This is a genomic window from Lactococcus lactis, assembly GCF_029023865.1.
Lineage (GTDB): Bacteria > Bacillota > Bacilli > Lactobacillales > Streptococcaceae > Lactococcus > Lactococcus lactis.
In genome coordinates this window covers 1,432,083-1,457,301 of record NZ_CP118969.1, presented here as the reverse complement: position 1 = coordinate 1,457,301, position 25,219 = coordinate 1,432,083, and the positions used below count along the sequence as shown (strand labels likewise).

At 33.8% G+C, this 25,219-nt stretch carries 23 protein-coding genes; 16 read left to right on the top strand and 7 right to left on the bottom strand.

What is annotated here, in order from left to right:
- The first annotated feature begins 44 nt into the window (after positions 1-44).
- Positions 45-1,022, top strand: coding sequence for an L-lactate dehydrogenase (locus PYW37_RS07190; protein WP_025017113.1), 978 nt, complete (start codon positions 45-47; stop codon positions 1,020-1,022).
- 117 nt (positions 1,023-1,139) lie between these two features.
- Here PYW37_RS07190 and PYW37_RS07185 read toward each other — a convergent pair whose 3' ends face one another.
- The 5 genes from PYW37_RS07185 to PYW37_RS07165 all read right to left on the bottom strand — a co-directional run bounded on the left by PYW37_RS07185 (position 1,140) and on the right by PYW37_RS07165 (position 7,352).
- The gene (locus tag PYW37_RS07185; RefSeq protein ID WP_017864585.1) at positions 1,140-2,093 is read right to left on the bottom strand and encodes an ABC transporter permease; all 954 of its coding nucleotides are present in this window, start codon (positions 2,091-2,093) and stop codon (positions 1,140-1,142) included.
- Positions 2,090-3,184: an ABC transporter permease gene (locus PYW37_RS07180; protein ID WP_025017112.1), complete on the bottom strand. Its 1,095-nt coding sequence runs from the start codon at positions 3,182-3,184 to the stop codon at positions 2,090-2,092. The genes PYW37_RS07185 and PYW37_RS07180 overlap by 4 nt, the downstream gene beginning before the upstream one ends.
- Entirely contained in the window at positions 3,177-4,697 is a 1,521-nt protein-coding gene (locus tag PYW37_RS07175) for an ABC transporter ATP-binding protein (protein ID WP_017864584.1), read from the bottom strand. Before PYW37_RS07175 ends, PYW37_RS07180 begins: the two co-directional genes overlap by 8 nt.
- Before the next feature lie 168 nt (positions 4,698-4,865).
- Positions 4,866-5,690 (bottom strand): putative RNA methyltransferase, encoded by an 825-nt coding sequence (locus PYW37_RS07170; protein ID WP_025017111.1) that lies wholly within the window; start codon positions 5,688-5,690, stop codon positions 4,866-4,868.
- 39 nt (positions 5,691-5,729) lie between these two features.
- The gene (locus PYW37_RS07165; RefSeq protein ID WP_012897952.1) at positions 5,730-7,352 is read right to left on the bottom strand and encodes an Rqc2 family fibronectin-binding protein; all 1,623 of its coding nucleotides are present in this window, start codon (positions 7,350-7,352) and stop codon (positions 5,730-5,732) included.
- A 307-nt stretch (positions 7,353-7,659) separates the two neighbouring features.
- Between PYW37_RS07165 and PYW37_RS07160 the strand changes: the two genes are divergently transcribed.
- The 8 genes from PYW37_RS07160 to PYW37_RS07125 all read left to right on the top strand — a co-directional run bounded on the left by PYW37_RS07160 (position 7,660) and on the right by PYW37_RS07125 (position 17,765).
- Entirely contained in the window at positions 7,660-8,103 is a 444-nt protein-coding gene (locus PYW37_RS07160) for a hypothetical protein (protein ID WP_017864582.1), read from the top strand.
- Positions 8,104-8,449: 346 nt separating this feature from the next.
- Positions 8,450-10,702 carry an adhesive domain-containing protein gene (locus PYW37_RS07155; protein WP_023189161.1) on the top strand — a complete coding sequence of 751 codons (2,253 nt, stop codon included), beginning with the start codon at positions 8,450-8,452 and terminating at the stop codon, positions 10,700-10,702.
- A gap of 341 nt (positions 10,703-11,043) precedes the next feature.
- Positions 11,044-11,193, top strand: a complete 150-nt coding sequence (locus tag PYW37_RS07150) for a hypothetical protein (protein WP_012897949.1) — start codon at positions 11,044-11,046, stop codon at positions 11,191-11,193.
- Positions 11,194-11,379: 186 nt separating this feature from the next.
- Positions 11,380-11,799: a Spx/MgsR family RNA polymerase-binding regulatory protein gene (locus tag PYW37_RS07145; RefSeq protein WP_023189162.1), complete on the top strand. Its 420-nt coding sequence runs from the start codon at positions 11,380-11,382 to the stop codon at positions 11,797-11,799.
- A gap of 199 nt (positions 11,800-11,998) precedes the next feature.
- Entirely contained in the window at positions 11,999-12,937 is a 939-nt protein-coding gene (locus PYW37_RS07140) for a 2-dehydropantoate 2-reductase (protein ID WP_021722833.1), read from the top strand.
- A gap of 151 nt (positions 12,938-13,088) precedes the next feature.
- Complete coding sequence (locus tag PYW37_RS07135; protein ID WP_023189163.1) at positions 13,089-14,261, top strand: exonuclease SbcCD subunit D; 1,173 nt, start codon at positions 13,089-13,091, stop codon at positions 14,259-14,261.
- 2 nt (positions 14,262-14,263) lie between these two features.
- Positions 14,264-17,404 (top strand): SbcC/MukB-like Walker B domain-containing protein, encoded by a 3,141-nt coding sequence (locus PYW37_RS07130; protein WP_044009660.1) that lies wholly within the window; start codon positions 14,264-14,266, stop codon positions 17,402-17,404.
- A 127-nt stretch (positions 17,405-17,531) separates the two neighbouring features.
- Positions 17,532-17,765 (top strand): DUF4176 domain-containing protein, encoded by a 234-nt coding sequence (locus tag PYW37_RS07125; RefSeq protein WP_003131046.1) that lies wholly within the window; start codon positions 17,532-17,534, stop codon positions 17,763-17,765.
- A 79-nt stretch (positions 17,766-17,844) separates the two neighbouring features.
- Here the strand turns inward: PYW37_RS07125 and PYW37_RS07120 are convergent, their stop codons facing one another.
- Entirely contained in the window at positions 17,845-18,258 is a 414-nt protein-coding gene (locus PYW37_RS07120) for a VOC family protein (RefSeq protein ID WP_017864575.1), read from the bottom strand.
- A gap of 274 nt (positions 18,259-18,532) precedes the next feature.
- On the opposite strand from PYW37_RS07120, the gene PYW37_RS07115 reads away from it, so the two are divergent.
- From PYW37_RS07115 to PYW37_RS07085, 7 genes are all read left to right on the top strand, one after another.
- Positions 18,533-19,246, top strand: coding sequence for a metal ABC transporter ATP-binding protein (locus tag PYW37_RS07115; protein ID WP_023189165.1), 714 nt, complete (start codon positions 18,533-18,535; stop codon positions 19,244-19,246).
- Positions 19,247-19,253: 7 nt separating this feature from the next.
- The gene (locus PYW37_RS07110) at positions 19,254-20,099 is read left to right on the top strand and encodes a metal ABC transporter permease (RefSeq protein WP_023189166.1); all 846 of its coding nucleotides are present in this window, start codon (positions 19,254-19,256) and stop codon (positions 20,097-20,099) included.
- Positions 20,092-21,033: a metal ABC transporter substrate-binding protein gene (locus PYW37_RS07105; protein WP_010905883.1), complete on the top strand. Its 942-nt coding sequence runs from the start codon at positions 20,092-20,094 to the stop codon at positions 21,031-21,033. Before PYW37_RS07110 ends, PYW37_RS07105 begins: the two co-directional genes overlap by 8 nt.
- 167 nt (positions 21,034-21,200) lie before the next feature.
- Complete coding sequence (locus PYW37_RS07100) at positions 21,201-21,782, top strand: anthranilate synthase component II (RefSeq protein WP_023189167.1); 582 nt, start codon at positions 21,201-21,203, stop codon at positions 21,780-21,782.
- Positions 21,783-21,786: 4 nt separating this feature from the next.
- Positions 21,787-23,673, top strand: a complete 1,887-nt coding sequence (gene pabB, locus PYW37_RS07095; protein WP_023189168.1) for an aminodeoxychorismate synthase component I — start codon at positions 21,787-21,789, stop codon at positions 23,671-23,673.
- A gap of 186 nt (positions 23,674-23,859) precedes the next feature.
- Complete coding sequence (locus PYW37_RS07090) at positions 23,860-24,231, top strand: ArsC/Spx/MgsR family protein (RefSeq protein WP_017864571.1); 372 nt, start codon at positions 23,860-23,862, stop codon at positions 24,229-24,231.
- A 58-nt stretch (positions 24,232-24,289) separates the two neighbouring features.
- Complete coding sequence (locus PYW37_RS07085) at positions 24,290-24,613, top strand: arsenic metallochaperone ArsD family protein (RefSeq protein WP_025016821.1); 324 nt, start codon at positions 24,290-24,292, stop codon at positions 24,611-24,613.
- Positions 24,614-24,668: 55 nt separating this feature from the next.
- Here the strand turns inward: PYW37_RS07085 and PYW37_RS07080 are convergent, their stop codons facing one another.
- The gene (locus PYW37_RS07080; RefSeq protein WP_025016820.1) at positions 24,669-25,205 is read right to left on the bottom strand and encodes a ClbS/DfsB family four-helix bundle protein; all 537 of its coding nucleotides are present in this window, start codon (positions 25,203-25,205) and stop codon (positions 24,669-24,671) included.
- Positions 25,206-25,219 lie beyond the last annotated feature (14 nt).

The window sequence follows — 25,219 nt, the reverse complement described above, 5'->3', positions numbered from 1 at the left end:
TTATAAAATACTCGTTTATAATTTGAAAGGAATTAAAGAAAATCATGGCTGATAAACAACGTAAAAAAGTTATCCTTGTAGGTGACGGTGCTGTAGGTTCATCATACGCTTTTGCTCTTGTAAACCAAGGGATTGCACAAGAATTAGGAATTGTTGACCTTTTTAAAGAAAAAACTCAAGGAGATGCAGAAGACCTTTCTCATGCCTTGGCATTTACTTCACCTAAAAAGATTTACTCTGCAGACTACTCTGATGCAAGCGACGCTGACCTCGTTGTCTTGACTTCTGGTGCTCCACAAAAACCAGGTGAAACTCGTCTTGACCTTGTTGAAAAAAATCTTCGTATCACTAAAGATGTTGTAACTAAAATTGTTGCTTCAGGTTTCAAAGGAATCTTCCTTGTTGCTGCTAACCCAGTTGATATCTTGACATACGCTACTTGGAAATTCTCAGGTTTCCCTAAAAACCGCGTTGTAGGTTCAGGTACTTCACTTGATACTGCACGTTTCCGTCAAGCATTGGCAGAAAAAGTTGATGTTGACGCTCGTTCAATCCACGCATACATCATGGGTGAACACGGTGACTCAGAATTTGCCGTTTGGTCACACGCTAACGTTGCTGGTGTTAAATTGGAACAATGGTTCCAAGAAAATGACTACCTTAACGAAGCTGAAATCGTTGAATTATTTGAATCTGTACGTGATGCTGCTTACTCAATCATCGCTAAAAAAGGTGCAACATTCTACGGTGTCGCTGTAGCTCTTGCTCGTATTACTAAAGCAATTCTTGATGATGAACATGCAGTACTTCCTGTATCAGTATTCCAAGATGGACAATATGGCGTAAGCGACTGCTACCTTGGTCAACCAGCTGTAGTTGGTGCTGAAGGTGTTGTTAACCCAATCCAGATTCCATTGAATGATGCTGAAATGCAAAAAATGGAAGCTTCTGGTGCTCAATTGAAAGCAATCATTGACGAAGCTTTTGCTAAAGAAGAATTTGCTTCTGCAGTTAAAAACTAAAAATAAAAAGAGTTGGTTGAGATTTCAACTAGCTCTTTTTATTTTAAATTAAATTTGTTAAGCTAAAAGTATAATAAAAAAGTCTGTTCATCAACAGACTTTTTTATTTTTGTAAATTTATTTAGATTTGATGTAGTTAACACCATCAGCCTTAGGCGCAATTGCTTTTCCAAGAAAGAGTGCCAAGACAATAATTGTAAAGACATATGGAGCCATTTGTAGGAATGAAGAAGGGATTTCTTTGATTCCAGGGATTTGACCACCGACAACAGCAAGTGAGGTAAAGAGCCCAAAGAGAAGTGATGATAACATTGCTCCAATAGGATTCCATTTACCAAAAATCATCGCTGCAAGTGAAATGAACCCTTGACCAGCAATTGTTGAAACTGAGAAGTTACCGGAAATTGCTTGAGCATAAATTGCACCACCTACACCACCGAGGACACCTGAGAGAAGCACACCAGCCCAACGGTAGGCATAAACGTTGATTCCAAGGGTATCAGCTGCTTGTGGGTTTTCACCAACTGAGCGAAGGCGAAGACCGAAACGTGTTTTAAATAGAACGTACCAAGCGAGAATGGCTACAACAATTGCAAGAAACCCTGGTAGAGAAGTTTGACTAAAGAAGATTTTACCAATGACAGGGATGTTTGATAGTAGTGGAACGTTCCAATAACCGATTTGTTCACTGATATTAATTTGACCTTGTTGATAGAAAACTTGAAGTAGGAAAACTCCGAGTGCTGGAGCCATCAAGTTGAGTACAGTACCAGATACGATATGGTCTGCTCTTAGATTCACTGTAGCCACCGCATGAAGAGAAGAGAAGAGAGCACCAATTAAAGCTCCAAAAAGGATTGAGAGCCATGGAGTCATACTTCCAAACATTCCGGCAGTAGTTAAGTTGAATACAACGGAACTGAAAGCTCCGATAGTCATTATTCCTTCAAGACCGACATTGACGATACCGCCTCGTTCGGAGAAGACACCACCAATACTTGTAAAGATTAGAGGAGTTGAATAGATGAGCATATTAGCGACAATGATTTGTAAAGTATTTACAAGATTCATGCTTTTTCTCCTTTCTTCTTAGCAGCTTCTGATGCTTTGATTTCTTTAGCTTTTGGTAACATGACTTCGATAATGAATTTCACTGCAATGAAGAAAATAATTGAAGCAGTGACGACTTTAACGATTTCTGGTGGGATACCATCATTTGTCATACCAGGAGCACCTGTTTGAAGAACTGAGAAAAGAAGAGCGGCAAAGAGAATACCTATAGGACTATTACCACCAAGAAGTGCAACGGCCATCCCGTTGAATCCGATGTCGAGGGACGCTGACTGAGAAACAAAGTTTTGCATGTATCCAAATCCGTAAACAACACCACCAAGACCAGCAAGGGCACCAGCGACAACCATAGATAGGATAAGGGTACGTTTTGCTGAAATACCAGCATATTCTGAAGCATCAGGATTTAAACCAACAGCTTTGATTTCAAATCCTAGAGTTGTTTTTGTAAAGATAATCGCCATAATCACAAGGGCAATCAATGCAATGATTAATCCAATATTTAAGGTTGAATTATCAGTTAATGATGACATCCAATTTGTTCTGAAAGAAGCATTGGCACCAATTAGTTTTGTCTGGTCAGTAGTATTATCCATCAGGATACTTTTTTGGAACATGCTATGAATCATAAATGTTGAGAAGAACAACATGATATAGTTTAGCATGATTGTGGTGATAACTTCTGATGTTCCAAGGAGAGCACGAAGAATACCTGGTATGAATCCCATAAATGCACCGAAGAACATTCCAATGATTACAACTAAAGGAATCATCAATAAACGTGGGATATCTGGGAAACTCAAAGCAAACCACATCGAGCTAATCCAACCAGCAAGTGCTTGACCAGACATCCCGATATTGAAGAGACCCACTTTCATTGCAACTGCAAAAGATAAAGCGGTCAAAATTAGTGGGCCCATTGTTTGTAAGGTTTCACCGATTGCTCTTGCATTTCCTAAAGCAGAAATGAAGAGGTCTTCATAACCCCAAATTGGGTTGTAGCCAAAGGCTAGCATGATAATTGCTCCCAATAAGAAACCAAAAACAATGGCTACCAGAGGAACAAGGACTTTTTTTGTTTTACTATTCATTTATGTTTCCTCCAACCATTAAAATACCGAGCTCTTGTTTTGTGGTTGTTTCAGGGCTTACAATTCCCTGAATTTGACCATCGTGAATAACAGCGATTCGGTCGGAAACATTTAGAATTTCGTCAAGTTCAAAAGAAATAACAAGAACTGCTTTTCCTTCATCACGAGCTTGGATTAAACGTTTATGAATATATTCAATCGCACCAACATCGAGTCCACGAGTGGGTTGTGATACGATTAGGAGGTCAGGATTTCGGTCGATTTCACGGGCGATAATTGCTTTTTGCTGATTACCACCAGAAAGAGAGGCAGCAGAAACCCACTCACCAGCACCACGAACGTCAAATTCTTCCATGAGTTTGCGAGCGTGACTATTTATTTGATTATAATCAAGGAAACCATATTTGCTCATTGGTGGTTTGTAGTAGGTTTGCAAAGCAATATTTTCGGCTACTGTCATTTCCAAAACAAGTCCGTCCCGATGTCTGTCTTCTGGGACATGCCCGACAGATTGTTCTGTGATTTTACGGGGGCGTTGGTTGGTGATATCTTTATTGTGGAGTTTGATAGAACCGGAATCAACCTTTGTCAAACCAGTAATAGCTTTCACTAATTCTGTTTGACCATTTCCATCAATTCCGGCAACCCCTACAATTTCACCGGCACGAACATCAAGTGATAATCCTTTTACTTTTAGAGATCCGCGACTTTCTTTGATATTTAAGTCCTTAATTTCGAGGACAATATCTTTAGGTTGAGCGGGAGCTTTCTCGGTGATGAATGAAACTGAGCGTCCGACCATCAATTCTGCAAGTTCTTGGTTCGTTTTGTCACCAAGTTCAACAGTATCAATTGATTTACCACGACGAATAACTGTGATACGGTCAGCTACCGCACGGATTTCATCCAATTTATGTGTGATGAGGATGATTGACTTTCCTTCTTTAATTAAATTCTTCATGATTTGCATCAATTCAGAAATTTCAGCTGGAGTCAAAACCGCTGTTGGTTCATCAAAAATTAAGATATCAGCTCCACGATAGAGTGTTTTTAAGATTTCAACCCTTTGTTGCTGACCGACAGAAATATCACGGATGAGCGCATCAGGTTCAACAGAAAGACCATAACGCTCAGAAAGTTCAAGTATTTTTTTCTTAGCAGTCTTTAAATCGAGATTGATTCCTTTAGTAACTTCATTACCAAGGATGATGTTTTCAGTAACTGTGAAGGCGTCAACTAACATGAAGTGTTGGTGAACCATTCCGATACCGAGGTTTGCTGCTTTAGACGGAGAGTCGATATTTTCGAGCTTTCCCTTAACGTGGACTTCACCTTCGCTAGGCTCGAGGAGTCCTGAGAGAATGTTCATCAAGGTTGACTTACCGGCTCCATTTTCGCCGAGCAAAGCATGAATCTCACCTTTCTTCAACTCAAGATTGACTTTGTCATTAGCGACAAAATCACCAAAACGTTTGGTGACATCAATCATTTGAATGACAGTTTCATTTGCCATATTGGCTCCTTCTTATAAAATAATATAATAATGTAAATTGTAAAAATTACAAATTTAATTATATCAAATTTGTCCAATTTATGAAAGCCCCGTCATTCCAATAATGAGAGTGCTTTTCCTAATAATTGGTTTTTAAAAAAGCTTGGTTAAAATACAGTTATTTTTCAGTTAAAAAGATTTTTTTTGTCGCTTTAATAAATCAATTTCAATACTGATTGTTACTTCCAAGGATTCAAATTTCTTTAAATTTTCAATTCCTTCTGGTTTGATTTTCCAATAATGTGGTGTCATCAATAGCAGACTTAATAAATCTTCGGTAGATTTAATGGTAACTTTATATGAAAAATTTTCTTGTTCAACGCAAAAGCCGGGGAAAGTTTTGATAGATGAAGTTTTTACTTTTTCATGAATTTCAGGATAAATAATATTTTTTAATTCGATAAGATGATTGTTTGCGGCTCTGACAATAATAATATTTCCGTCGTCAGTAAGAATTCGGTCGATTTCTGGAACAGAATATTCGGCAAACATTGATAAAACGGTGCTGACAGATTTGTCCTTGAAAGGAAGTTTGGCAAAATTAGCGACTAACCAATGAATCATTGGATTTTTTTTAGCTGCCATGCGAATTCCTAATTTAGAAATATCCATTCCATAGAAATTAGAGGCTTTCGGAGCAATCTCTTTTTGGAAGCGTGAAAGGTAGTAGCCCTCGCCGCAACCAATATCAAGGATAGCTTGGTCAGTTGAATGAGATTTTTTAAGTCTTTGATTAACTCTATCTGATAGTTTTTCATAATAGCCTTTGGCGAGAAAGTCGCGTCTGGCTGCCATCATTTCTTTTGAGTCGCCAGAAGTTTTTTTGGCATTTAAAAGAAGGTTGAGGTAACCTTCCTTAGCTAAATCAAAAGTATGGTTATTTTCACACTTATAAGTATTTTGTTCCTTTATGAGCAAGTGGCTGCATACAGGGCAGCTGATGATTTCAGACATTTGTTCTCCAATATAAAAATTAAGTTTTGTCAGTAAAATTTACTTACCAATTTTGCGAGATTTAATGACAGATTCGTCAGGAGTCACTCGAATCGTTTTTTCACGGTCATAAGTAACAAACCCTGGAGCTGTTCCTGTTGGCTTGTGTAATTTTTTGACATCCAAAACATCTACTTGAACAAGGTTGGAATAGCGTGCTTTGCTGAAATAAGCTGCTAATTCCCCAGCAAAAGTAATTGTTTCATCAGATGGATTTGCATTTCCTGTAATCAAAACATGGCTTCCCGGAATATCCTTAACGTGAAACCAAAGATCGCCACGGCGTGAAAGTTTGAAACTGACTTGTTCATTTTGTAAGTTATTTTTACCTACTAAAATAATTGTTCCATCTTCAGCTTGATATTTTTCTGGTGGGAGCATTTTTTGCTTTTTATTACGATATTTTTGCTTAATATAGCCTGTTTGAATTAATTCTTCACGAATATCAGCAATTTCAGCAACGTCAGCATTTTCAAGATTTGATTCAACAGATTCTAAATAATGAATCGTTTCCTTGGTTTTAGCAATTTGCTCTCCTAAAAATTTGACGGCTTGTTTCAATTTTTGATAACGATGAAAGTAACGTTGAGCATTTTGAACAGGACTTAAAGCTGGATTTAGAGCAATTTCAATTGGTTCATTAGTATAGTAATTTTCCAAAGTTACACTTGCTTTATCATTAGGAACTTGATTTAAAAATGTATTAAGCAGTTCACCTTTTTGACGGAAAATTTCAGCGTTGTCAGTCGCAAGTAATTCTCGTTCTTGTTTTTTTAATTTATCACGATTTTTCTTCAGTTCATTTTGAATTTTTTTAATGACAGAAGCAGCAACCTGTTTAACACGGTCACGTTCGGCCTTATCCGCATAGTAAGTATCAAGCATTTCAGAGAGGCTGTCAAAACTTACAAATTCGTCAGCAAGTTTGATACTGGAAAAAGTATCATTAGGATAAATTGATGGAGTGACTGTCAGTAATTTTTCATTGAATTCTTTTACTGACAGACCTGTCAACGCATTTTTAGAATCACGTCCGATTCCTTGTAATTTTTGTTGTAATTGTTCAGTTTGTAAAGCTTCAAAAATTTCTTCGTCAGTAGCTTTGAAAGGGTCAATAGCAGTATTTAAAGGTGGTGCAATATAAGTTGAACCTGGTAGAATTGTGCGATATTGATTCTGTGAAAAGCCAATATGTTTAATGGATTCAATAATTTTTTGCGAGGTTTTTTCTAGTAGAATAATATTACTATGTTTACCCATAATTTCTGTAATTAAAGCAATTTTTAAACTGTCACCAATTTCATCTTTGGTTGAAATATGGAGAATAATCTGACGATCATTGCCCACTTGTTCAATTTGTTCAATAAAAGCGCCAGCTAAATATTTGCGTAAAATCATCACAAAATTATTTGGATTTTGTGGATTTTGAAAATCAGTTTTGGTCAGCTGAACACGACCAAAAACAGGGTGGGCTGAGAGTAAAAGTTTATGAGATTTACCAGCTGACCGAACTGTTAGAACAAGTTCTTGGTCAAAAGGTTGATTAATTTTTTGAATACGTCCACCAACCAACGGTTGAAGTTCAGCCGTCATGTGGTGTAAAAAAATACCATCAAAGGACATTAGGTGCCTCTTTCGTTTTATAATTCTTATAAGCAGTTTTCACTGTTAATTAGGGAGTGATTATATCTTTTCGATTTATTGGCAAACCTGTCAGTAAATATGAGAAGTTTTATAATTATTTCTATGCCAATTTTACCAAAAAAAGAGTAATTTTTCTTCTATTATTAAAGAAGGGCTTGTATTTCTTTCAAAAATTTTGAAAAAACTTTGGATAAGTGAGAAAGTAACTTTTATCAGTAAAAAATGTTAAAATAAAATAGAAATAAGTTCAGGAAAATTAGTAAATTAGAAAATATAGGATAATTAAATGAATAAAATTGTCGGCATAGTTGAGCGTATTCTACGGATTATCATGTTTGTCGTTGCTGTGGCAATGCTTGGAGGAGCTCTCTTTTTATTAGGCTTGCATCAAACAAATAAAAACTTAGAGAAAATACCTGTTTCAGGAAAAATTGTTTACGGAACAGAGGTTAAAGCAATCCATGAAGTAACATACAGTTTTGAAGGAAAAGAATATCAAAAAAGACCTTTAGATGTATATTTTAGAAAATTAGGAGATGATGGCAAAAAAATTACTGTATATGTGGCTAAAGACCATCCTACTCGTATTTTCATTTCAAAGACTGGGCGACCACTCATCGATTCAGCAGGACTAATTGGAGGTTGGAGCTTGGTTTTATTACTAATTTTATTTGGAGAACATCAACTTTTGCGTAGAATGAAAATGTTAGAAGAAAATTCCGAGAAATAAATAAAATACAAAATAAAATCATATAGAATAAAAATACAAAAATAAAATAAAAACATAAAAATAAAGAAATCGCTATCATTGGCGATTTTTTTTATTTTTAAAATGTCATCTAAAATTGATAGAAGGTCCTGAAAACGGGGGATTTGAGACTTAATTGTTTTCACACAAGCTCTTGTGAAAGTCAGCAATGGTCAAGCAAAAACAAAAGTATTTTTATGTTTTTTTATAAAAAAATGATGTATAAATAGTGTATAGAATAGATTACTTAATACATGTTGCTTAAAAATATTTTATGCCTGATCAACATAAGATATTTTCCCAAACGATTTAGGAGGAATTTGACAAAATGGAAATGCAGAAACAAAAACCACCACGTAAGAAAAATAAAATTATTACTAAACGTAAAGTATTATCAGCAACGATGTCAGGAACTCTATTAATGACATCGGTAGTTATTCCAACAGCTTACAGCCTTCTTTCTAATCAGATCACAGCACAAGCAGCTGCCTTGAATATTGACCTATTGCAAAATATCACTTCAAGTAATAATAGTGGTACAAGTACAACTAATCGATGGACCAGTAATTCAGGGAGCCACAATGTAGATTTTACCATCTCTGGTGGTGCTTTAGCGAATATCTCTGTACTACCAGGAACAAGATATGCTACTTTGGTGGTCCCGCCAGAGCTACGAGGTTATGTGGCTGCTACCGGGAATACTTCAGTCTCTACCAATATCACCATTGATTTCAACAAAGTTGCCCTCATTACTGCTATTGTGAATGCTGGAGATACATTGATATCTGATATTGCTCCGCTCTTGAGTAGTAATCCTTTGGTTACTCTTAACCTAGCTCAAGTGACTCAACAGCTCAACCTTTTACGAGGAATTCAAGATATTGGCGGTGGAACATTTACATCTACAACGACATTAAGTAATGAGAATGCACTACTTAGTGCACCATTAGATGATGGAGTAGGACATATTTTATCTCTGAACGTGAAAACGATTCTTCAAAACCTGGAAACCGCTGTTAATAATCTCAATGCAACAGGTCCAGGGGCTATAGCGGTCAATGCTGCTTTAACTCCTTTAAAGTTGGTTTTAAATGGAGCTATCGATGATGTTTTATTACCATTAACTAATGGAACAGGTAATATTTTAGATTTATTGTTAAATGTCTCAGCTCTCGGTGATACAACAATTACTATTCCTACCAAAATAACAGCGCCAACAACTATCCAAAGTGATATTGATGCAAAATTTGTAGGATCCGCAGTTCAGACAACTTTACTGGATGTTAACATTCTGAGTGGTGCAAATGGTATTTCCTATGTTTATTTAGCTGGCGATGTTAATTTAACGCTTGTCGCGCCAACTGGTGATTTGACAGCTACGACTTCAGCGGTTGGTGCTGCAGATGCGAGCGCGACTTTTCCGACAACTTTGAAAAATAGTGCTGGTGCAGATATACCAGTAACTTCTAAAATCACGAATGCTTCAGGTACAGCAGTAACGAATGGTCAATTGACAGCTGGCGCCTACACAGTCACCTATTCAGCCACAGGTTATGACGATGTGACTCAAAGTTTAGTCGTTAGTGACCCAGCAGATACGACCGCCCCATCTGCCCCAGTTGTCAATGATGTGACGGGGAACAGCACGAATGGCTACACTGTGACTGGGACAGCCGAACCAGGTTCGACAGTCACAGTCAAAGATGAGACAGGAACGCCGATAGGTACAGGTACCGCTGGTGAAACTGGTGATTATAGTGTGACACTTCCCGGTAGTGTTGGTCCTAACGCTCCGTTGACTGTAACCGCGACTGACAAAGCTGGAAATGAGAGTGCCCCAACCTCAGCGACTACTCCAGCAGATCCAGTGAGCCCCGTTCTAGTCGCACCAACTGGTAATTTGACAGCTACGACCTCGGCAGTAGGCTCGTCAGATGCGACGGCGACTCTTCCGACAACTTTGAAAAATAGTGCTGGTGCGGATATATCAGTAACTTCTAAAATCACCAATAATTCAGGAATAGCAGTAACGAATGGGCAACTATCAAAAGGAACCTATAAGGTGATTTATTCGGCATCAGGTTATAAAGATGTAACCCAAAACTTAGTCGTTAGTGATCCAGCAGACACAACTGCTCCAGAAGCTCCAAGTGTTGATACAATAACTGGGAACACTGATACAGGTTATACAGTAGGTGGTAAGGGGGAACCTGGATCCACAATAACAATTAAAAACCCAGCAACTGGTGAGGTTTTGGGAACTACTATAGTGGATAAAGATGGAAACTATAGCATCAAACTTCCGATGGGGGTTAAACCGGGTACTCAACTTTCAGCTACCGCAACTGATGCTGCAGGAAATATAAGTGATCCAACAGACTTTATTATTCCGGTCTTGACTTCTGGAATGGCAATAGGTAATAGTGGGGATAATATGGGTGGTAAGTATTTCTCAAGTGGTAAATTACCAGCAACAAATGGTGCAGACACTGGCTGGCTTGGTGTAATTGGAACAGTCATTCTATCTCTGCTTGGCAGTCTATTGTTCTGGCGTAAAAATAAAAAGGAGGATGAAAGCTAACACCTATAAAATTTTTCAAACAAATAATTAGTTAAAGTTTATAAAATACGATAGAATAAGAGAGTCAAGGCATATCCAACCTTGACATCTCTGAAATTCTTTTCAAATTACAAACATTGAGCCAGTCCATTCGACTGGCTTTTTTGTTGTTTAATGGGGTATTCAAATTATCTATATCAAAAGTAAGCTTTTTTCTTCATAAAATGTTATTTTTTTGGTATAATTACGTTAAGAGAATGAAATGATTCTCTATATCCTTTAGATTTTTTTTAAGCTATATAGTAGTTTTAGAGGTGGCCTATTCGGTTAATCATCTAAAAGCACTAATGGGAGGAAATCAATTGTCTAAAAAAATATCAGTAAAAGTGGTCAAAAATAGTAAACAACAAACAGAGAGAAATACTCTGCTTGCAGACACCTTTGAAAATCGATGGTTCCAAAACGAATGGAAGCATAAATTTAAGACATTAACTTCTGGGGGGAGAAAATAAGTATTAAACAAAAGCCATCAAAATGATGGCTTTTATTATTTAATAGGGGCATGCATAAAAACTATAGTTAAATAACAAAAAAATTAAATAAAAATAATAATATATATTGACAAAAAATAAAAGATTTAATATAATATATTTGTAAATGAGAAAAAAATAATAAAAAACAAAAAAGGAAATTATGCCATGATTAAATTATTTTCTTCGACAAACTGTAGCTCAAGTAAAAAAATGAAACAATGGTTAATTACAAACAAATTAGAATTTGAAGAAATAAGTATCTTAGAAAATACTTTATTAAAAAAAGATATTTTAAGAATACTCTCATTAACAGAAACTGGAGTAGAGGAAATTATCTCTAAAAGAAGTAGTGCTTATAAAAAACTATCAAAAATCATTGATTTTGATGCGCTCACTCTAAATTCACTTGTAGAGTTAATTGTTCAGAATCAAAAATTACTGCGTCGTCCACTTGTGGTGGATGAACATAGGTTGCAAGTAGGCTATAATGAAGATGATATTCGTAAATTTCTTACACGAAAAGTCAGGCAGCTTGGCATGATGACCGCTATTGAAAATGTTCGAATTTGGGATCAGGCAAAATAAGAATATCTAGTGAGGATTTGTTGAATTTTCAAAATATCTCTGTCTTATATTTTGAAAGTTAATTTTTGATTTTTGACTAATAAAAAGCTACAATTTTAACTATAAATAATTTGTTATCTATAAATTACTATAACTGAACTCGTTTAAAAATAGCGAATTCAGTTATTTTATGGAAAAAATATGTAGATTGAGAGATAAAATGAGAATTACAATTGCCGGTGCAGGAGCGATGGGGAGTCGTTTTGGTTTAATGCTTCATAAAGGTGGCAATGAAGTAACCCTTATAGATGGATGGCCTGAACACGTTAAAGCGATTAAAGAGCATGGTTTGCGAGCTAATTACAATGGAGAAGAACTCACCGCTCATCTATCGGTTGAGTTACAATCTGAGATTTCTTCTAAAGAAAAAACAGATTTAATTATTTTGTTTACAAAAGCCATGCAATTAGATAAGATGCTACAAGATATTAAACCATTAATTGACGAGCATACCAAGGTACTTTGCTTACTAAATGGAATTGGTCACGAAGATACTATAGAAAAATATGTTTCGAAAAATAATATCTTTATTGGTAATACTATGTGGACTGCTGGATTAGAAGGTCCAGGTAAAGCTAAATTATTTGGTGATGGTTCGGTTGAGCTACAAAATCTTATTTCAGGTGAGGAAGAAACAGCTAAAAAGTTAGCAGAAATATTATCAGAATCGGGACTGAATGCTAAATATTCTAACAATATTCATTATTCTATTTATAGAAAAGCTTGTGTTAATGGAACAATGAATGGACTTTGTACTATTTTAGACACTAATATGGCCGGATTGGGTGAAACAAAACCAGCACATGATATGGTTGTTACTATTGTTAATGAATTTGCAGCAGTAGCAAAATTTGAGAATGTAAACCTTGATATTGCTGAAGTAGTTCAGCACGTTGAAACCTGTTTTGATCCATCCACAATTGGATTACATTACCCTTCTATGTATCAGGATTTGATTAAAAATAATCGATTGACAGAGATTGACTACATTAATGGGGCTGTTTCACGTAAAGGTAAAAAATATAAGGTAGCCACACCTTATTGTGATTTCTTAACACAATTAGTTCACAGCAAAGAAGAGTTATTAAAAGCAAAATAATAAATAATTGAATTTATTGAAATACTAGTGTTAATGCTAGTATTTTTGTTTTATCAGATATTCTATCAATGAATAATATAAAACTATTTGATAATGTTATAATGAAAGGTGAATATTATAAGGATTAAGATTATTTTTGGGGGATAGAGATATGAAATTTTTACACACATCAGACTGGCATATTGGAAGAACACTCAATGGTTTTTCTTTATTGGAAGAACAAAAATATGCATTTGAGCAAATTTTATCTTTGGCAAAACAAAATCAAGTTGATGGAATTATCATTGCTGGAGATCTTTATGACCGAGCAGTTCCGAGTGCAGAATCAGTCATAACATTCAATCAGATGCTGAGAGAGATGAATATTATAGAAAAGTTTCCTATTTATATGATTTCAGGGAATCATGATGGAGCCAAAAGACTAAGTTATGCTAAGGACTGGTTGGATTATAATAATTTACATCTACGAACATCCCTTGAGGAAGCCTTTATTCCAGTGGAAACAAAAGAAACTCAGATTTTTTTACTTCCCTTTTTTGACCCAATGGATGCAAGAATATATTTTTCGAATCAGGGATTAGATGAAGAGGACACAAAGCAAATTAAGACAATTGATGATGCGATGACATTGGTAATTTCTAAGATGAAAAGTCAGTTCAATAATAAGAAAAATCAGGTTTTAGTCACTCATTTTGCGGTGAGTCCTCATAAAGAAGAAATTGTTTTAACAAGTGAAACCTCATCTAAAGTAGGTGGATTATCGACCTTAAATGTTTCACAGTTTGCAGATTTTGATTATGTTGCGTTAGGTCATATTCATACTAGGTTAGCTTCCCCAAGTGATAAAGTACAGTATTCGGGAAGTCCAGTAAAATTTAATACCAAAGAAGCGTCAACACAAAAAGGAATCTTTGTTGTTGAAATTAAAGAAAAAATGCTCAATTCTAACTTTCTTCCATTACAAGTTAAAACAGATTTAGTAGTTCTTGAAGAAGAATGGGAGCAACTAATAAACCGTGATTTTTATGAAAGGCAACCACTTAATAAAGCTTGGTTTGCGATTACAATTAAAAATTTTGATCGGACGAAACTCGTGGGACAAAATTTACGTGCCCAACTCCAAAAGATTTATGGAACAATTATAGAACTTGACTATCAATTTGAAAAAAAACAATTAACAAGAAGTAGGAGTCAAGATATTGAAACGTTAGATAATGTGGAAATTCTTTCTAGTTTTTATAAATTTACTACAGGGGAAACGCTAGATGATGTACAAACAGCAATCATCGAAAGTACATTTAATGAATTAGAAGGAGAAAAATAAAAATGAAGCCTATATATTTGGAAATGAATTATTTTGGCCCCCATGAGAATTCTGTCGTAGATTTTCGACTGCTAGATGAATCTCCTATATTTCTAATTAGTGGGGACACAGGCGCTGGAAAATCCACGATATTTGACGCGATGACATATGCTTTGTTTGGAACAACAACGGGTGATAGAGATGCCAAAGAAATGAGAAGTCAGTTTGCAACAGCTGATGATAGGACAAGCGTGACATTTTATTTTAAACAAGGAAATCTTTTATACAGAATTGAAAGAAGTCCTGAACAAAAACTCTCAAAGAAACGAGGCAGTGGATCTACTCTTCAAAAATCAACAGCGAAATTAGCTATTGTAGATAGAGTAAAAGGAATCGAGAAAAATAATATTGCAATAAATCCTAAAAACGTTGGAGAAGAAATCACTCGTCTTTTACATCTGAATGCCGAACAATTTAAAAAAATAATTCTTCTACCTCAAAATGATTTTTCGAGATTTTTGAAGTCTTCTACTCCAGATAAAGAGGCAATATTAAAAAGAATATTTGGTACCTACATTTTTACATCTTTTAGCAATGAGATAAAGGCTAAAAATTCAGAGATGAATGTTGTTTATTTAGAATATGATCGAAAACAACAAAATTTATATGAATCATCAATTTGGAATCCTATTGAATTAAAAGAACTAGAAGATGCAGCTGAACAAGAAAAACTGGATCTAGTCACGTCTCTATGGAAGGATCGTGTTGCGAGAAAAAATGAGATAGAAGGTCAAACTTTTGAACAAGAAGAAAAAGTAATTTCGATAGAAATAGCTTATAAATCCGCGCTGGAATTAGAAAATCAGTTTAAAAATCTAAATAATTTAGAAAATGATTACCAGCAGAATATTATTGAAAAGTCAGCTATTTTTGAAGGAAATTCCGAATATCTAAAAAAATTGAAATGGGCCTCTCCCTTAAAAGAAAGTATTCATGAATTAGAACAAGATATAAAACAGTCAAAAAGTTTAAAAAATAATATTGCTGGGATAATTTCTGAAAAAGCAAAAGATGAAATTCTTTTGAAAAAATTAACAAACGAAAAAGAGGACTTAAATAAACAGCAAGAAAATATTAATGAGAATAAAAAAGTAGCAGAAAAAATATTTATCCAGATTCAGCTATCACTTCAAGTAGAAAAAAAACAATCAAAGGTAGAGGAGTTAAAGTTAGAGCAAGCTGATAATCTCACACTACTAGAAAGTTTTAAAGCTAACTTGGGACAAGCAGCCGAAAATATTTCAACTCTTCAAGATGATGTTATTTCTGATGATTACTTTATTAATAAAAGAGAAGAGAGAAATCAATTAGAATTAACATTTCGAGGGAAATTAATTCCGACCTTTCAGAAAGTGAAACATTCAAAAGATGATATTGTTGGGTTAGAATTAAAATTAAAAGAAAACACAATAGCGCTTTCTGAAAATAAGGACAATCTAGAAAAGGCTAAATTTGCTTATAATGAAAAATTAAAAGGTAGAAGACGCTTGATGATCGCACAGCTGCAATCTGAGTTGCAAGAAGGCGAAGCATGTCCCGTGTGTGGTGCATTAGAACATCCGTTTACAGAAACTATTGAAGAAAGCTCTTATAAAGAACTTGGAAATTTATTGAAAGAGATTGATGAATCACAAAAGAAACAAACAGTCCTTTTGGAGAAAAATAAACAATTACAACAATTAAAGACTGAACTTAAAACTAGTCTTGATTTGAAAAAAATAGAGGCAGATGAGTTTGAAAAAGAACTTTCAATTCTTTATAGTGAATTTATTGCTGATTATTCACAAATATTTCCGGATTCCTTTGATGAAGTATCTATTGATGAAAGTCTTTTAAATTTAACGAAATCGTTAGAGTTGGAAGAGGTAAAAAATGATGAAACAAAAGTAAAGCTTGCTGATTTGGAGTCAAAAAAACTTGAATTACAGGAAAAAGTAAAAGACTTTGAATATAGTAATCAAGAGTTTAATAGACAGATAGAAAATTTAAACGCTGAAATAACGGAGATAGGGATTACTGAAACAAGTTATAATTTGATAAGGAAGCGAAATAGGCTAATGGAAAAAGCTGATTTATTTGAAAAACATCTGTCAGAACTAATGGCACAACTTTCAGATATTAAAATAAAAATTTCTTCACAAACGGCCAGCTTAAATTCATTTGAAAGTCAAGAAGCAACATTACTTGAAAGGATAAGCGCCAATAAAGAAAAAATAAAAGAAAAATTTTCTGAGCAAGAGGCATTCACGACAGAATTTCAAATATTAAAAGAGTGGGCTTATGATGATGATTTAATTCAGATTTCCCAAAAAGTTGAACAATATAAAGCAGATAAAGCAAGATTGAAAGTCGAAATTAAAAATATTCAGCAATTAATTCAAAATAAAAAGCGACCAAATCTTGCATTGATTGAAGAAGAAAAAAAACAGACAAATGAAAACTATGTTTTTTTGCAAAAAAAATTGGTGTCTGCTGAAAATGAAGTAGAGCAAGCGAAGTCAATTCTTAGTGAATTAAAAAAAGTCATAAAACAACAAGATAAGGATGCTAGCAAAAAATCTGCAATTACTAAGCTTTATAATGCAATTTCAGGTAGAGCTTCCGAAGATAAACTAAGGCTTGAAACATATGTGGTTCAAAATTATTTAGAAAAAATTCTTGATTATGCTAACCTTCATTTTATTAATCAGTTGTCAAACAATAGATATCGATTTGAACTTGCTGGCGAGGGAAATAATCGACGAATGGATCATGGCTTAGATATTAATATTTATGATAATGAAACAGGGGCGGCTCGTTCAGCTGATACCTTATCGGGTGGAGAAACATTTATAGCCGCATTGTCAATTGCTTTGGCTTTAAGTGAAGTCGTACAAAATACAGCTAATGGTGTCCAAATAGAAGCACTATTTATTGATGAAGGATTTGGTTCTCTTGACCAAGAAACATTACAAAAAGCAATGCAAGCTCTTGAACAAATTGGTGAAAATAGATTAGTTGGAGTAATTAGCCATGTAGAGGAAATGAAAGCAACTATTGGACAACAAATTATCATAAATAAAATGGGGGATGGTAGAAGTAATATTAAATCTGTCATTAAATAACTCTTCGGCTTATCACAATAAGTTTTTAAAATAAACGTAATTTATATATGTCTATTATAGCTTTACAAGTTAGGAAATGATACAATTATTTGATATAAGTGAATAAAAATATATTAGTAGGAAAATAATGGAAAAGAAGAGTTTAAAGGAATTTTTACCGATTGGAAGTGTTGTTTTAGTTGCTGGTGGAAAAGAAAAGCTGATGATTATTGGACAAAAACAAATGAAAGTAGATACTAAACGTGAATTTGATTATGCAGCTATCGTAGCTCCAGAGGGATACCAAAATTCTGACTCTATTCGTTACTTTAATAGAGAAGAAGTTGTATATATTTTTCAAATGGGTTTTTACGATAATTAAATAAAACTGTATAAAAGTTATATCTAATAAAAAAAGCAAGAAGTTTCTAATTTCTTGCTTTTTTATATACGGAGTTGGATTAATTGTTAGCCATTTCAGGATTCATCCACACGGGCTCTAAACAATTACCATCAGGGTCTTGGACTTCTAGACCATACATCATTTCTTCAGGAATACCATTATCCAAATGGATAGTTTTTCCACCATTTTCATCCGCTAATTTTCCGAAATCCTTCACAGACTGAGCGTTTGCAAAAGTAAAAGAAATTAATGCTGAACTTGATGACTTCGTATCTGCAATTTCTTTTTCGCCAATAAATGTTTTATAACGAGCGCGTGATAATAGCATGATAAAGAAATTTTCATCCCAAATCATACAACTAACTAACTCATCCGAGAAATCGGGGTTCTTTTTGAAACCTATTTTTTCGTAAAAAGCGGTTGATTTCTTAATATCAGTAACTGGAAAATTTACAAAAACCATAGTTGTCATATTCTTTTCCTCCTTGTGTATATGAAAACGCTATCTAAATGTTCTTACTTGAAGTATAACAAATAATAGTGTAGGAATCTAAACTTATGACTTAAACTTTTTGAGAATAAATTCTGGAATTTAGTATTGAAAGAAAACTGGTGAGTTTTCAAATATATTAAATAATATTAAAAATAGATAGCCTTTGCAAAATATATTGATTTAATTTTTAGGTCATGCTATAATCGTGAGAAGGATTAATTAGTTTTGATTTACTATCATAAGGAGAAAAACAATGATAAATACTAAGAATTTAAATGTATTCTATAATGAAAATAAAGTCCTGAAAGATATTCAACTAGAAGTTATACCTGGGAGAATCACTGGTATTATCGGACCAAATGGTGCAGGAAAATCTACTTTAATCAAGGCAATTCTTAATATTGTTCCACATTCTGGAGAAATACTGATAAATGGTGAGGTAAGTAAAAAACAATTGAAAAAGATTGCTTATGTAGAGCAAAAAAGTGACATTGACCATACTTTTCCAATTAAGATAAAGGAGTGTGTATCTCTTGGAACTTATACAGGATTAAAATTGTTTCAGAAACTTGGTGCAAAGGAATGGTCTAGAGTATCTGAAGCTTTACAGAAAGTTAATTTACTAGACTATGAAAACAGACAGATAGGAGAACTATCAGGTGGTCAGTTTCAAAGAGTTTTATTAGCAAGATGTCTGGTCCAAGAAGCAGACTATATATTTTTAGATGAACCATTTGTTGGGATTGATTCGATAAGCGAGAAAATTATTATGGATATTCTTCAGGATTTGAAACATCAAGGGAAGACCATTTTAATTGTGCATCATGATTTGAGTAAAGTGAAAGAGTATTTTGATGACATAATTATTTTAAATAGAGAATTAATTGCATATGGACCGATAAATGAGAACTTTAGTCAAAAATACTTGAAAAAAGCTTACGGTGATAATATTTTTATAGGAGATTAGGAATTAAATGATAGAAAATTTTATAAATGGTTTATATGAGTTCCACTTTTTACAAAATTCTTTAGTTACTGCGGTAGTGATAGGGATAGTTTCAGGAGCAGTTGGCTGTTTTATTATTTTAAGAGGAATGTCCTTAATGGGAGATGCGATTTCTCATGCAGTACTTCCAGGTGTAGCCATTTCTTATATTTTAGGAATAAATTTCTTTGTAGGGGCAATTATTTTTGGATTATTGTCGTCAATAATTATTACTTTCATAAAAAATAATAGTATTATCAAAGGTGATACTGCAATTGGAATTACATTTAGTTCGTTTCTAGCCTTAGGTGTTATATTAATCGGAGTTGCCAATAGTTCAACAGATTTGTTCCATATTCTTTTTGGAAATATTTTAGCTGTACAAGATATTGATAAATGGCTGACAATAGGAGTTTCGGGAATTGTTTTAATAGTAATCATCCTTTTTTTTAAGGAACTTTTAATTACATCATTTGACCCCTTAATGGCAAGAGCAATTGGAATGAAAGTTAATTTATATCACTATCTTTTGATGGTTTTATTGACGTTAGTATCCGTAACTGCGATGCAAAGCGTCGGAACTATTTTAATTGTTGCTATGTTAATTACGCCAGCAGCAACAGCATATTTATATACAAATAGCTTGAGGAAAATGATAATTCTCTCCTCTTCACTAGGGGCAGTTTCTTCCGTTTTAGGTTTATTTATAGGTTACAGCTTTAATATTGCTGTCGGTTCAAGCATTGTCATTACTTCAGCTATCATTTTTGCAATTAGTTTTTTAGTTTCACCAAAACAAAATTTTATAAAAAAGAAGGTTAAAATTGATGATTGAAAAATATAAAAATATATTGATAACTTTTATAGCACTAGCTGCTATCGTTTTTCTAGTAGGTTGCTCAAATAAAAAAACAGACCAAGTCACAGATAAAAAAATAAATGTGGTCGTGACTAATTCAATTTTGGCAGATATCACAAAAAATATTGCTGATGATAAAATCAATTTGCATAGTATAGTTCCGGTTGGAAAAGACCCGCATGAATATGAACCATTGCCTGTAGATGTTCAAAAAACTTCTAAAGCAGATTTAATCTTTTACAATGGTTTAAACTTGGAAACAGGTGGAAATGCATGGTTTACAAAACTAGTGAATAATGCAAATAAAAAAGAAAATATTGATTATTTTCCTGTAAGCACTGGAGTTGAGGTCATTTATCTTGAAGGAAAGAACACTGAAGGAAAAGAAGACCCGCATGCTTGGCTCAATTTAGAGAACGGGATTATTTATGCAAAAAATATTGAACAACAGTTATCTAAAAAAGACCCAGTTAATAAGGATTTTTATAAACATAATTTAGATAAATATGTTAAAAAATTATCTGATCTTGATCAGCAAGCAAAATCTAAATTTTCTTTAATACCTGAAAATGAAAAGATGATTGTAACGAGCGAAGGTTGTTTTAAATATTTTTCTAAGGCTTATAATATTCCCTCTGCTTATATTTGGGAGATAAATACAGAAGAAGAAGGCACGCCAGATCAAATAAAAAATCTGGTTAGAAAGTTAAGAGCTACTGAACTCAAATCGCTTTTTGTAGAAAGTAGTGTTGATAATCGACCAATGAAAACTGTTTCTAAGGATACAGGAATTCCAATTTATTCAACAATATTTACAGATTCAGTGGCGAAAAAAGGGGAAAATGGGGATAGCTACTATAGTATGATGAAATGGAATTTAGATCAAATTTATAAAGGTCTTGCTAAATAGTCTTTAAAATTCATATACTTTCAAAAAAGGACTTAATTTTAGTTCTTTTTTGAAATATGTAAATTAATTAATTTATGAGGAAATATTCGCTTTATAGATTTGAAATTAGACTGATTAAAATACTTAACTTAATAAATATTTTAGTATAATTAAAAAAGGAGGCTGAAATGAAATTGCTATTAATTGATAATTATGATTCATTTACTTATTTGCTTGCACAGTATTTTGAGGAATTAGATTGTAGTGTAACAGTGGTTAATGACCAAGATAAAATGAGTCAGAAAATTAGAATTTCTCCGGATTTTATTTGTGAAAATTATGATGCGATTATCATTTCTCCAGGTCCAAAAACACCAAAAGAAGCCGTTTTTAGTAGGGATGTAGTTCAACTATACGCTGGAAAAATTCCTATGTTAGGAATTTGCTTGGGTCAGCAAGTCATTGCTGAATGTTTTGGAGGAAATGTTGTTCTTGGTGAGAGGCCAATGCATGGAAAAATTTCTGTCATTCGTCATAATTATCAAGGAATTTTTAAAGGACTTCCACAAAATTTGAAAGTTGCACGTTATCATTCGTTGATTGTCGATAAACTACCTGATGATTTTGAAATTGATGCGCAGAGTGAGGATGGTGTTATTCAGGCCATTCATCAGCCAAAATTAAAATTGTGGGCTTTACAATTTCACCCAGAAAGTTTAGTTACTGAATATGGTCATGAAATGTTAAATAATTTTTTGAAAGTGGTGTAGTCTTTTGAAGGAATTTATAATAAAAAATACGGATATTTGGAAAATTTTCCTAAAATATTATCGGTCAGATGAAGAAATTGTTTTTTTACATAGTAGTCAGGTGACCGAAAATGAGCATTATAGTATTTTAGCTCATAAACCTTATAAAAAGGTTTCAAAATATAAGGGTCAAGTGTTTTTTAATGGTGAAAAAAAGAAGTTCAATTTTTTAGATGCGGTAGATTTGCTGAAGGATGAGAGAGTTGAACGACCTAAAAATTGGCCTTTTTATCCAGAATTATTGGGTTTTGTAAGTTATGAGCAAGATCCGGCTTGTTTTGCAGCTTATGATGAAGTTTTACTTTTTGACCATAGAACAAAACTGTTACGTGTCGTGCAATTTGAACAAACTGATGGCCAATATTGGCTGACTGAATCGGAAGAAATTGAAGTGGATTCAGAGATTGAGTTCGATGTTCAGAATGGCATAGGGGCTGTTTTTATTGACCAAACGAGGCAAGAATATATTGCTTCAATAAAAAAAATACAAGATTATATGAAGGCTGGCGATATTTATGTTGCCAATTTGACGCAACAATTTGAAATTTGGTCCGATCAAAAACCTATTGATGTTTTTAAGAAAACAAGGAAACAAATTCCTGCTCCTTTCTCATCATTTTTACAATATCCTGAATGGAAAATGACGCAAATTTCAAGTTCTGTTGAACGCTTTGTTTCTATTCATAATGGAGCATTAATTTCAAAACCCATTAAAGGAACAATTGCCAGAGGAGAAAATGTTGTAGCTGATAGATTACAAAAGAAAATACTTTCCGACAGTAGTAAAGAACGGTCTGAGTTACTGATGGTGACGGATTTATTGCGTAATGATATTGCCCGAATTAGTCAACCTTTTTCTTTGTCTGTCCCTAAATTTGCAGAAATTGAAACTTTTTCTCATGTTCATCAACTGGTGACTTCAATAAAAAGTAGAATTAAAGAAGATTTGACTTTTTCAGAATTTATGACGGCTTTATTTCCGGGAGGTTCAATCACAGGTACACCTAAGAAGCGGGCAATGGAGATTATTAAGGAAGTTGAAAAACAACCTAGAGGAATTTATACAGGGATGCAGGGTTGGTTAAGTCGAGAAATGGATTTGGATATGAACATCGTGATTCGGACATTAGTTCATGACGGTGAGCATTATCAGCTTGGTGTAGGCGGTGGAATTACGTTCGAGAGCGAAGCAGAAGCAGAGTTTTCAGAGATTTTACTAAAAGCAAAACCCTTTTTAGATATATTAGGCCTGAAAGATGTTCCAAGTATTTTATTTACAACAGGCCTTGTTAAAAATGGTGAATTGTTAAATTTAGAGGGTCATGTCAATCGCTTGAAAAAACAATACCATCATGCAGATTTGGAAGAAAAATTGAGAATATTTGCCCAAAAGGTTACTGACGGGGTTTTACGTATCAGTACTGACGGAGATTCTTTGACCCCTGGGATTCGTCAGTTGACCCATTCAAATGAGGCCTATCGAGTTAAACTGTCGTCAATTAATGACAAACCTAGTCTTTTGTCTAACTTTAAACTTTCAGGCCCAGATTTTCAAAAGGTCTTTCGTCAGGAAGTCTTAGAAGCGAAAAAAGAAGGGTTTCAAGATATTCTATTTCATACAGATGGTTTGATCAGTGAATTATCAATCGGAAATTTTGTGGCAAAAAAGGGGAATCAGTACGAAACGCCAGCCAAATATGCTCTAAAAGGAACTTTTTTAGATTTATTTGCGAAAAATCATACGCTAATATATAAAGATATTGCGATTTCTGATTTGAAAACTTACGATCGTTTTTATATGACAAATGCTGTCAGAGGATTAGTTGAAATTAAAATTGATGGAATTTCCTAATATAGTCCTTGGTTTTACTGACCAAGGGCTTTTTTGGGGCAAAAATTACTGACAGAATCTGTCAGTAAAAATATTCTAAAAATTTACTGACAAAAATAAATTAAAATTAAGAAATACATCTCAAGTCTGAATTTTTAATCGCAAAAATGAGTTACAATAGATTTTATAAAGGAGAGGAGCGTGAAGATGATTAAAATCTACCAAAAATCAAGTTCAAACCAGTCAGCTGAGCGCGTTACCAGTTGGTTTAAAAAGCGAAATATTCCTTATGTTGTCATTTCCAAAACTTCATTATGCAAAGAAGATATTGTCAGAGTTTTAGAGCTTTCAAATAAAGGTTTTGAAGAAATTATTGTTTCGGAATCAAAAGCACCCAAACTTTATTCGGAACTAAGAAGTTCTTGTGATATGGACCAAATTTCGACGGAGCAAATGATTCAATTTATTTTGAAAAATCAGCAATTATTGCGTTCACCAATTACTTTTGATGACCGCCGTTTACTTATAGGTTATAATAACGAAGATATTCGGACCTTTATTCCTTGGCGTCTCCGTTAGTGAATTTGCCCTGCTCTTTTGATATAATAATTTTAATGACAAAAGACAGGACATTAAGATGAAAATTGAACTTTTTGAGGAAGATATTCCCGAATTTAGTAATGAAATGATGACATTAACCCAAGTTTTTGCTGCTTTTAAATGTGGTGAAGACTTGCAAATGGCACGTTATAATTTAAAGAATCAGTCAGAAATTTTTCAAAACTATCCTCAAGTGACACAAATGTTGGGAAAAAAGGATGTCTTACCTCTGACCCTTGTAGATGGCGAAATAACATTGATTGGTGACTATCCAATGGTGGAAGATTTGACAGAAATCACTGGTTTAAGTTTTCAAAATCTCGGATGTGAAGAAGACTGTCAGGACTGTTCTTGTCAGTAAAATTTACTGACAGAAATGATTAAACTCAAGAAACTAATAATAAAAATAAAAAACCTCATAGTTCTGAGGTTTTTTTGTGTAATTTAATTTTTTTATAAGCCCACTCGTAGTGCGATGACATAGAAGACTGAAAATATTGACCCAGACTAGTTGAACCTGTCCAATCAAAATATTTTTTTGTGAACAATTCTTTGTTTGAAAAATTTTCAATGAGGGTGATTAGCTCCATATGGCTTTCAGAAAGTTGTAGTGTTATCTCAGATAATGATTTTTTTTGCCCATTTATTTGAAAATTATCATTCATTTCACCATAATTTTTCCAATTATAAGGAGAGGGCAGAAAGGGCGTTTTCTCTCCTCTTTTATTTTTTTTGACAAAGTTGATTAATAACTGATGCCACTCATAGAGATGAACCATGACGTCTCTTAGATTTTTATCTCTTGCCCAATGCTTTTCTTTTTTATCTTCAACTTTAAAGGTAAAATTGGTATTTTTTGTTTCTTCGTTTAATGAATTGATTAGTGAACATAATTTCTGCCAACTTTCTTCAGAAAAAGTAATTAATTCCTCTTTGGATTGGGCTCTTGCCATTATAATCCCTCCTG

Excerpts from the sequence above, each read along its gene's own strand:
- PYW37_RS07190 (WP_025017113.1), top strand. The coding sequence starts at position 45 with ATGGCTGATAAACAACGTAAAAAAGTTATCCTTGTAGGTGACGGTGCT.
- PYW37_RS07185 (WP_017864585.1), bottom strand. The coding sequence starts at position 2,093 with ATGAATCTTGTAAATACTTTACAAATCATTGTCGCTAATATGCTCATC.
- PYW37_RS07180 (WP_025017112.1), bottom strand. The coding sequence starts at position 3,184 with ATGAATAGTAAAACAAAAAAAGTCCTTGTTCCTCTGGTAGCCATTGTT.
- PYW37_RS07175 (WP_017864584.1), bottom strand. The coding sequence starts at position 4,697 with ATGGCAAATGAAACTGTCATTCAAATGATTGATGTCACCAAACGTTTT.
- PYW37_RS07170 (WP_025017111.1), bottom strand. The coding sequence starts at position 5,690 with ATGTCTGAAATCATCAGCTGCCCTGTATGCAGCCACTTGCTCATAAAG.
- PYW37_RS07165 (WP_012897952.1), bottom strand. The coding sequence starts at position 7,352 with ATGTCCTTTGATGGTATTTTTTTACACCACATGACGGCTGAACTTCAA.
- PYW37_RS07160 (WP_017864582.1), top strand. The coding sequence starts at position 7,660 with ATGAATAAAATTGTCGGCATAGTTGAGCGTATTCTACGGATTATCATG.
- PYW37_RS07155 (WP_023189161.1), top strand. The coding sequence starts at position 8,450 with ATGGAAATGCAGAAACAAAAACCACCACGTAAGAAAAATAAAATTATT.
- PYW37_RS07145 (WP_023189162.1), top strand. The coding sequence starts at position 11,380 with ATGATTAAATTATTTTCTTCGACAAACTGTAGCTCAAGTAAAAAAATG.
- PYW37_RS07140 (WP_021722833.1), top strand. The coding sequence starts at position 11,999 with ATGAGAATTACAATTGCCGGTGCAGGAGCGATGGGGAGTCGTTTTGGT.
- PYW37_RS07135 (WP_023189163.1), top strand. The coding sequence starts at position 13,089 with ATGAAATTTTTACACACATCAGACTGGCATATTGGAAGAACACTCAAT.
- PYW37_RS07130 (WP_044009660.1), top strand. The coding sequence starts at position 14,264 with ATGAAGCCTATATATTTGGAAATGAATTATTTTGGCCCCCATGAGAAT.
- PYW37_RS07125 (WP_003131046.1), top strand. The coding sequence starts at position 17,532 with ATGGAAAAGAAGAGTTTAAAGGAATTTTTACCGATTGGAAGTGTTGTT.
- PYW37_RS07120 (WP_017864575.1), bottom strand. The coding sequence starts at position 18,258 with ATGACAACTATGGTTTTTGTAAATTTTCCAGTTACTGATATTAAGAAA.
- PYW37_RS07115 (WP_023189165.1), top strand. The coding sequence starts at position 18,533 with ATGATAAATACTAAGAATTTAAATGTATTCTATAATGAAAATAAAGTC.
- PYW37_RS07110 (WP_023189166.1), top strand. The coding sequence starts at position 19,254 with ATGATAGAAAATTTTATAAATGGTTTATATGAGTTCCACTTTTTACAA.
- PYW37_RS07105 (WP_010905883.1), top strand. The coding sequence starts at position 20,092 with ATGATTGAAAAATATAAAAATATATTGATAACTTTTATAGCACTAGCT.
- PYW37_RS07100 (WP_023189167.1), top strand. The coding sequence starts at position 21,201 with ATGAAATTGCTATTAATTGATAATTATGATTCATTTACTTATTTGCTT.
- PYW37_RS07090 (WP_017864571.1), top strand. The coding sequence starts at position 23,860 with ATGATTAAAATCTACCAAAAATCAAGTTCAAACCAGTCAGCTGAGCGC.
- PYW37_RS07085 (WP_025016821.1), top strand. The coding sequence starts at position 24,290 with ATGAAAATTGAACTTTTTGAGGAAGATATTCCCGAATTTAGTAATGAA.
- PYW37_RS07080 (WP_025016820.1), bottom strand. The coding sequence starts at position 25,205 with ATGGCAAGAGCCCAATCCAAAGAGGAATTAATTACTTTTTCTGAAGAA.